Raw genomic sequence first — 604 nt, forward strand, 5'->3', positions numbered from 1 at the left:
GAGCCATTAGCTCAGTTGGTAGAGCATCTGACTTTTAATCAGAGGGTCGAAGGTTCGAGTCCTTCATGGCTCATTTTCATTTCTTGCGGGTGTGGCGGAATTGGCAGACGCGCTAGACTTAGGATCTAGTGTCTTTACGACGTGGGGGTTCAAGTCCCTTCACCCGCATCTTATTCATTTTATGTATTTAGCGGTCGTGGCGGAATGGCAGACGCGCTAGGTTGAGGGCCTAGTGGGGGCGACCCCGTGGAGGTTCAAGTCCTCTCGGCCGCACCAAAAAAACTTTTAAAAAAAGTGTTGACATAAGAAAATAGAAATGATATTATAATAAAGTCGCCAAAACAACGGCGGTAAACATCATAAGAAGCGCCCGTAGCTCAATTGGATAGAGCGTTTGACTACGGATCAAAAGGTTAGGGGTTCGACTCCTCTCGGGCGCGCCATATTGCGGGTGTAGTTTAGTGGTAAAACCTCAGCCTTCCAAGCTGATGTCGTGAGTTCGATTCTCATCACCCGCTCCAAATATATTGAACTTTGAAAACTGAACAAAGCGACAAACGTCAACGTTAATTTTTATTTTTTAAATGAGCAAGTCAAACATTTC

Annotated in this window: 5 tRNA genes; all 5 read left to right on the forward strand. The window is 45.4% G+C overall.

Going from position 1 to position 604, the window contains the following annotated elements:
* Positions 1 to 73, forward strand: a tRNA-Lys gene (locus ACRPLQ_RS26370).
* 12 nt (positions 74 to 85) lie between these two features.
* A tRNA-Leu gene (locus tag ACRPLQ_RS26375) sits at positions 86 to 168 on the forward strand.
* A 22-nt stretch (positions 169 to 190) separates the two neighbouring features.
* Positions 191 to 276 (forward strand) — tRNA-Leu (locus tag ACRPLQ_RS26380).
* Between the two features lie 90 nt (positions 277 to 366).
* Positions 367 to 443, forward strand: a tRNA-Arg gene (locus ACRPLQ_RS26385).
* A gap of 4 nt (positions 444 to 447) precedes the next feature.
* A tRNA-Gly gene (locus tag ACRPLQ_RS26390) sits at positions 448 to 521 on the forward strand.
* Positions 522 to 604 lie beyond the last annotated feature (83 nt).

The organism is Priestia sp. TRN 1309 (assembly GCF_050846875.1).
Classification (GTDB): Bacteria; Bacillota; Bacilli; order Bacillales; family Bacillaceae_H; genus Priestia; species Priestia zanthoxyli.